Source organism: Streptomyces sp. NPDC096105 (assembly GCF_044763335.1).
Classification (GTDB): domain Bacteria; phylum Actinomycetota; class Actinomycetes; order Streptomycetales; family Streptomycetaceae; genus Streptomyces.
This window is the reverse complement of sequence record NZ_JBIWGC010000033.1, coordinates 36,491-43,135: the sequence shown is the minus strand read 5'-3', so window position 1 is coordinate 43,135 and position 6,645 is coordinate 36,491. Positions and strand designations below refer to the sequence as shown.

Here is a 6,645-nt window from a genome sequence, read left to right as displayed (position 1 = left end):
TCTGGGACAGCCTCAACGTGCACCTGGACGCCCGGCCGCGGGCCTCGGCACCCGCGACTGGATCACCGCCTACCGGCTACCGCCTTACGCACCCGGCCTCAACCCCGTCGAAGGCATCTGGTCACTGGTCCGACGCGCGGGCCAGAACAACACCGCCTTCACCGACCCCGACCACCTGATGCACGTCCTGCGCCGCACCCTCCGCGAACTCCAGTACCGCAGCGAAACCATCGACGGATGCCTCGCCGCAACCGGACTCACCCTGACGACATCACGCCGACAAATTCAGTAGCGGGTTCGGGTCGGTCAGCCGGCTCAGGGGGCCCCGCAGCCGCCGTACTCAAGGGAACTCACTGCGTTGTCGAAGAGGAACAGAAGCTCCTGCTTCGCACCCGGCATTATGGTGTAGTGGTAGCCGCGGTAGTCGGCGTCAGTATAGATGCAGACGGGCCCCGCGGCACGGTTCCACACGGAGCTGGCTCGGTCGTTCCACGCCCAGCCGAGGTTGGGGATGTCCACCCGATACTGGAGCTGCAGGTTGCTCCCGGTGAGGTTGTGGCCGTCATAGAGGCAGATCTGGCCTTCTTCGCAGCGGGTCACGGGTTCATCAGCCGATGCGGTTCCCGGAGCCGCCAGTACGGCGGTGGAGGCGAGAACTGCTCCTACTACCGAGGTCCTGAATGCCAGGTTCATGATTGCCCTTTCCCATTGTTGCGCGTTGGTATCTGTGGTAACGCCGCCATGGTCCCGCCTCCTGCTGCCCGGGGCTTGACCCGAGATCGTGAACACCACTTCATGCGGCGGCAGTCAGCGTAACTGATCGTTGTTCAAATGCGTTCGGGCTGATCTGGCCGATGCTGGAGTGCCTCCTCCTGGTGTTGTAGCGGGTGGCCCATCGGAAGACCGCGAGGCGGGCCGCTCGAGGGGCGTCAAGTCTTGGACGCCGGATGTGTGGGGTGTCGCGAGCCCAAGGCGGTCACAATGTCTCTGATCGCAGGCCGGCCGCGAACTTCTCCGTGGCTGATCCGTAGCGCTGCCAGTAGCTCCTGGGCCGTCTGTTCGGGCTTGCCCCACTGCCACCACGCACGAGCCAGGTCAGTGTGCATCCGGCTCTTGCGCTCCGCTGTGGGAAGGAGTTCCGTTCGCAGTCCCCGCCCGACTTCGAGTGCCGCGCCGGCGTCACCCAGGGGCCAGTACACTTCCACCGCTAGATGTGTTGACCCGCTGCTTTGTTGACGCGGCTGATCGGCGGGCACTGCACGGCCGGTCACCGGTCAGACCGTCCAGGGGCGGTGGAGACGTGCCGTGGGCCGGACAAAGGGACGCGGGAGCGGCTGCCGGAACCGATGCCCGGCGGGCCGGAAGCCGCGAGTGCGCCGACAGTCAAACCGGTACCCGCCCCTTTCAGGGCGCCGCCGAGGGACAACAGCCCCGGGGGAGCGCTGTTGCCGACCGGATCGCCGCCCGCGTGGAGGCAGGGGGTGATCCCTTCCCCCGAGGCGCCGTTCAGAGGGCTGCCCGGTCCCTCACGGCCCGGTTGGTGGACAGCCGGCGCAGCGTCTTGAGGACGGTGTTCACGGTCATGCGCTCAGCCCGTGGGCTCCCTGGCTGACGCAGGTGGCGATGGTCGCGCCGTCCGCCAGGACGTCGAGGGCTTCGGAGGACGGCAGGGCGGTGGACGGGTGGGGTCACGGCTCACTCGAAGGCGGGCGCACTCTCCTTCCGGCTGGTTGTTGCCCACGGGCCGAGGGCGAACCTGTTACCGTCCCGCCGTATTTCCAGAGCCCCTGCTCCGCCGAAGTGCGCGGGAACGAGCAACTCCCGTTCGTCAGCCGCCCGCCCGAGAATCCGGCGGCGGCTGGCCACCGCTTGTTCCGGGGACAGGCAAGCGTTGCTGTTGCAGCAGGGGTGCAGGATCTGCACCGGGCTGTGCAGCAGATCTCCGACGAAGACCGCCCGGTCGCTGCCGGATGTGAGTCGCAACACGGATGAGCCGGGAGTGTGACCGGGTGCGGACTCCAGGGTGAGGTGTTCGTCGATGTGGTGGAGACCGTCCCACAGCACGGCCTGTCCGGCCTGGTGGATGGGCGCAATGCTGTCTTCGTAGACCAGGCGGTCGACCTGCTGCACGCCGTTCCCGTACGCGTTGTCCGGACCGTAGTGGAAGTCGTCGGCGGCCGGAATGAGGTACTGGGCGTTGGGGAACGCCGGCACCCACTGCCCGTCCGCGTCGACGGTGTTCCAGCCGACATGGTCGGCGTGGAGGTGGGTGTTGACGACGACGTCGACATCCTGCGGGTGGACACCGGCCCTCGCCAGGAGGCTGAGGAAAACACTCCGGGCGTGGTGGAACGGTCCCATGCCCGGTCGCTCACGCCCGCTCCCCCCTCCGGCGTCGACCAGGACGGTCCGGCCCCCGCTGCGCAGTACCCAGCTCTGCAGAGCAAGCACCGCCAAGTCGCCGTCCGGCTCCCAGTGGTCCGGTGCCAGCCAGTCCTCGTTGTCCTTCCACACATCGGTGGCAACTCCCGGGAACATGCCGGAGACAGGCAGGAACGGTTCGTGCCACTCGACGACCCGGATGACCTCGACGTCTCCCAGCACCATGCTCTGCACACTCTCGTTCTCGTTCATCACGCGATCGACCTTAAGAAGGCCGTACGATCATTTCGATACGCATCCAGCTCGAGAAAATACGAATGCGTCTCATCCCTCATACGGCACATATCCTGGACGGATGGATGTGGTGAGCGATGCGATCGCCGCCGTGCACCTCGGGCACCCCCGGTTCCACCGGCTGCGGACAAGCGGGAACTGGTGCGCGCGACTGGACCCGTACGACGGCGCGGGCTTCTACGTCGTCCTCAAGGGCCACTGCCGGCTACTGACCGACGGCAGCGCCCCCCTGCCTCTCGGCGTGGGTGACGCGGTGCTGCTGCCCCATGGCACAGGCCATGTCATCGCCGATTTCCCGGTCGATGCGGCGGTCGCGAAGAAGAAGGCGGTGCCGTTCGAACAATGGCTTGTGGAAACAGCGCCGCGAACCCATCCCGACAGCTACGAGACAGAGGTGCTCTGCGGCAAGTACCGGCTCGACTGCAGCCGCATGCACCCGCTCATGACGGAGCTGCCTGAGGTCGTCCACCTTCCCAGCCGAGTGGGCAGTCACTACGAACTCCGTGCCGCCATCGATCTGCTCGCCGGTGAACTGGACGAGATCCGGCCCGGCTCCTGCATGGCGCTCCCGAGCCTGCTCGACCTCCTCCTCGTCTACCTCATCCGCGCCTGGATGACCGAGGCACCCAGCGGAACCTGGCCCCGCGTACTGAGCGACCCGGTGACGGCCACCGCCCTGCGGGCACTGCATACGAACCCGGCCGCACCGTGGAGCAATGACCGTCTGGCGGCGGAGGCCGGCGTCTCCCGGCCCACCCTGGCACGCCGGTTCACCACTCTGGTCGGCCGCCCTCCCATGGCGTACCTCACCTGGTGGCGCGTGATCCGCGCCGCCACCCTGCTCCGCGACACCTCAGACACCCTGGCCACCATCGCCGGCCGAGTCGGCTACGGCAGCCCATACGCGCTCTCACACGCCTTCCAACGGGAGTTCGGCACCACACCGGGACGGTATCGAGCCCAGGCCGCGAAACGATCCGCTGACATCGAAGCGAACTGACAGCAGGAACCCGGAACGGGGCTCTGGTCCACTTTTTGTGAAAGGTCACGGAAAGTGATGTCAGTGGTGTGTGGTCGGATGGCCGGACTCCACCGTTGATCTGCTGGAAGGCCGTCGTGACGTCTTCGTTCCCGTCCCTGACTTACTGGCCATTTCAGAATGAGCTTGTTGGAGGGCCTGGCCGTGAGCGGGGTCGGCGGGAGACTTCTGCGGGTCTCGGATGATCTCGTGCCTGATGATCTGTGGGACCGCGTGGCTCCATTGCTCCCTCCTCGTCCGCCGCGTCGCCGCTGGCATCCGGGGCGGCTGCCGGTGGACGACCGGGCCGCCCTGCGCGGGATCGTTTACGTGTTGCGCAAGGGCGTGAGCTTGGCTGATGTGCCGGCCGAGCGTGTCGGCTGCAGTGGGGTGACGCCCTGGCGGCGGCTGCAGGACTGGACCGAGGCGGGAGTCCGGCCGCGTCCGTACGAGGTGCTGCCGGCCGAGTTGCGCAAGACAGGGCTGCTGGAGATGGACGACGCGACCGTCGACGGCTCACATGTCCGGGCCCTCAAGGGGGCTCACATCGGACCTTCGCCGGTCGACCACGGCCGTCCGGGAAGCAAGCACCACCTGATCACCAACCGGCACGGAACCCCCTTGCGGTGTTCCTGACCGGCGGAAACCGTCATGACGTCACACAGCCGACGCCCCTGCTGGACGCGATTCCGCGCCTCTGCGGGACCCGTGGCCGCCCCGTCACCGGCCCAGGCGCCCGTTCGCCGACCGGGGCTACGACTACGACACGTACCGCCGCCTGATCCGGGCCCGGGGCATCGCACCGAAGATCGCCCGCAGAGGCACCGCTCACGGGTCTGGCCTGGGCAGGACCCGCTGGGTCGTCGGGCACACCCTCGCCTGGCTCCACCGGTTCGAACGGCTACGGACCCGCTACGGGATACGTGCCGACCTCCACCTCGGCCCGCTCCGACTCGCTTGCGGCACCACCTGCCTGTTACGGCTTCGAACGTCATGCTGAAACGGTCGGTGAGCGGCGAGAACGCCACGGCCCCACCCTTTCCAAAAACTGTGATCAACATCACCTCTGTAAACCACATGCGCGCGGCAACCGTCTTACGACCGGATGCCCTAAGAAGCGACAGCTGGACGTGGCGACCATGACCGCGTTTCCACAGGCAACGACGGAAAGAGCACCCATGAAACTGACAGTCAGAACCGCCTTAGCAGGAGCAGTCCTCGCCTCCACCGCAGTACTGGGGGCTCCGGGAACCGCATCGGCTGACGACCCCAAAGACGGGGGCGTGGTCCGCTGTCCAGAAGGCAAAGTCTGCCTCTTCGACGGCCACAACCTCACCGGGGACGTCCTGCAGCTCGATCCGGTGGACGTCCCCAACGTCGGTTGGGCGTGGAACGATCGGGCCAGCTCGGTGTGGAACCGCAGCAACAGGTACGCCTGCATCTGGACCGATGCCAACTACTACGGCTACTGGTTCACCATCCCGCCGGGCGCAAAGCAGGAACTTCTGTTCGCCTACGACAACGCGGTGACCGCCCTCGGGTTCGGTGGCTGCGGGGGCTGAGCCGGCTGGTTGACCGAATCCCGCCATCTGCCCGCGCTCCGAGGGAGGGTGGCGGGATGCAGCCGGGTGTGGCGTCCCGCGTGAGGGCGTTGTTGGGTGTGTGGGTGTCGGTGCGCCTGCCGAAAAGCTCATCCACCCAGTTCAGGCGGCATGTCGATAGTCGTGGAGGATGCCGCCGAGTCGTTGGCGTCGTCGTATGCCGAGGTGGATGATCTGCTCCGGATCGCTGATCGGCCTCGGCAAGGGGGGTGGCGGGCGGGCGTTGGCGATGCCTTGATGGGGCCGGTGGGAGTTGTAGAAGTCTTCGAACTCGCGTAGCGCGTGGAGCAGGTGTCGCTGGTTCCAGATCAGGATGCGGTCCAGCAGCTCGCGCCGGCAGGTCTGCACCCACCGTTCCATGATCGAGTTCATGCGCGGCATCCGTACTGCGCTGAGCACTACCTCGATCCCTGCATGGTTGAGGACGGTGTCGAACAGGGCGGGAAACCTCCCGTCACGGCTGCCGGATCAGGAACCTGGCCCGGCAGTCGGCGTCTTCGAGGTCCATGACGAGATTCTTCGCGACGTGCGTCACTCAGGATGCGGTGGGGTGCGCAGTGGCGCCGAGAATCCGGATCCGGCGGCTGGCATGCTCGATCACCGCGAACACGTACAGGCGCGCCCCGGACAGTGTGACCGTCTCCAGGAAGTCGCGCGCCGGCAGAGCGTCGGCCTGGGAGCGCAGGAAGTCCGCCCACGTGCTGGAAGCGCGTTCCGGTGCCGGGTCGATCCCAGACTCCTGAAGGATCTCCCAGACGGTGGAGGCGGCCACCTTTATTCCAAGAACGAGGAGTTCGCCGTGGATGCGGCGATACCCCCAACCAGGATTTTCCCGCGCAAGCCGCAACACCAAGAGCCGGATGGAGCGCACGGTCCGCGGCCTTCCCGAACGCTTCGGCCGGGAAGCGGCAGCGCGGCGACGTGCGACCAAATTGCGGTGCCGGCGCAGCACCGTATCTGGACGCACCAGCAACCTCACCCTGCGCAGCACCTCCGACGGCAGACGATGCAGCAACGCCGCCAAGAACGCTCGATCGCCCGGGGTGAACCGCACCCTGTCTTTGCCGAGTTGACGCTGAAACACCGTGATCTGATGGCGCAGGGCGAGGATCTCCACATCCTTGTCCCGGTCGCTCATCGGTAACAGGCGGACCATGGCGAACGCTTGGGTCATGGTCAGGTAAGCCAGTCGCAGCAGCACGACCGACCATCATGTCGGTACAACCACCAGGTACGCGAGAGCACCCCTTCGAGCACCCGCGCGCCCCCGCGCACCGCCTTTCACCAGGGCGGACGAGGTTTTCGGCAGGGGCAACGCCCAGGACCAGCAGCAACGGCGGCTGAGCCGGC

At 66.8% G+C, this 6,645-nt stretch carries 4 protein-coding genes and 4 pseudogenes; 4 read left to right on the top strand and 4 right to left on the bottom strand.

Annotated features, from left to right (window positions below):
- Window positions 1-292: pseudogene (locus ACIQ8B_RS31705) on the top strand (transposase); the annotation flags it as partial.
- A gap of 23 nt (window positions 293-315) precedes the next feature.
- Here the strand turns inward: ACIQ8B_RS31705 and ACIQ8B_RS31700 are convergent.
- The 3 genes and pseudogenes from ACIQ8B_RS31700 to ACIQ8B_RS31690 form a co-directional block, all read right to left on the bottom strand.
- Window positions 316-693 carry a peptidase inhibitor family I36 protein gene (locus tag ACIQ8B_RS31700; protein WP_403551627.1) on the bottom strand — a complete coding sequence of 126 codons (378 nt, stop codon included), beginning with the start codon at window positions 691-693 and terminating at the stop codon, window positions 316-318.
- 100 nt (window positions 694-793) lie between these two features.
- Window positions 794-916 (bottom strand): annotated as a pseudogene (locus ACIQ8B_RS31695) (integrase core domain-containing protein); the annotation flags it as partial.
- Between the two features lie 779 nt (window positions 917-1,695).
- Window positions 1,696-2,634 carry an MBL fold metallo-hydrolase gene (locus ACIQ8B_RS31690; RefSeq protein ID WP_403551625.1) on the bottom strand — a complete coding sequence of 313 codons (939 nt, stop codon included), beginning with the start codon at window positions 2,632-2,634 and terminating at the stop codon, window positions 1,696-1,698.
- A gap of 103 nt (window positions 2,635-2,737) precedes the next feature.
- On the opposite strand from ACIQ8B_RS31690, the gene ACIQ8B_RS31685 reads away from it, so the two are divergent.
- The 3 genes and pseudogenes from ACIQ8B_RS31685 (at window position 2,738) to ACIQ8B_RS31675 (ending at window position 5,256) form a co-directional block, all read left to right on the top strand.
- Window positions 2,738-3,676, top strand: coding sequence for a cupin domain-containing protein (locus ACIQ8B_RS31685; RefSeq protein ID WP_403551623.1), 939 nt, complete (start codon window positions 2,738-2,740; stop codon window positions 3,674-3,676).
- 159 nt (window positions 3,677-3,835) lie between these two features.
- A pseudogene (locus ACIQ8B_RS31680) lies at window positions 3,836-4,694 on the top strand (IS5 family transposase).
- A 283-nt stretch (window positions 4,695-4,977) separates the two neighbouring features.
- Window positions 4,978-5,256, top strand: coding sequence for a peptidase inhibitor family I36 protein (locus tag ACIQ8B_RS31675; protein WP_290010220.1), 279 nt, complete (start codon window positions 4,978-4,980; stop codon window positions 5,254-5,256).
- A gap of 141 nt (window positions 5,257-5,397) precedes the next feature.
- On the opposite strand, the pseudogene ACIQ8B_RS31670 reads toward ACIQ8B_RS31675, so the two are convergent.
- Window positions 5,398-6,496, bottom strand: a pseudogene (locus ACIQ8B_RS31670) (integrase core domain-containing protein).
- Window positions 6,497-6,645: the final 149 nt, after the last annotated feature.